1 pseudogene is annotated in these 383 nt (G+C 49.6%); it reads right to left on the bottom strand.

Annotated elements, in window-relative coordinates:
* Nucleotides 1–324 (bottom strand): annotated as a pseudogene (locus JOY50_RS28665) (elongation factor P); the annotation flags it as partial.
* Nucleotides 325–383: the final 59 nt, after the last annotated feature.

Here is a 383-nt window from a genome sequence, read left to right as displayed (position 1 = left end):
CAGCAGCCATTTTGCGTTATCGCCTACGGCTTTCGCATCGGCAGCCAGCTGCTCGAAAGTGGAGTTGTTCATGAAGTGATAGAACTCACCGTCGTTGTACAGGTAAGTCAGGTTCATATCAACAACGTCTGCGCCTTCGGCGGAATCGGTAGATTTGAAGGTTTTCTCTACGCGAGTCCCGGTCAGCAGACGGCGCAGCTTAACGCGGGCAAAAGCCTGGCCTTTGCCTGGTTTTACGAATTCACTGGCTTCAACGGCATAAGGTTCGCCGTCCATCATGATTTTAAGACCGGCACGAAAATCGTTGCTATAGTAAGTCGCCATAAGGCCCTCTAAATTTGTTAATTGGTAGCTAAGCCACAAAATGGCGCATATTGTAACCC

Source organism: Pseudomonas sp. BP01 (assembly GCF_022760795.1).
Taxonomy (GTDB): domain Bacteria; phylum Pseudomonadota; class Gammaproteobacteria; order Pseudomonadales; family Pseudomonadaceae; genus Aquipseudomonas; species Aquipseudomonas putida_Q.
Note: the sequence above shows the minus strand (reverse complement) of the source record. Positions and strands in the feature narration are given on the sequence as shown.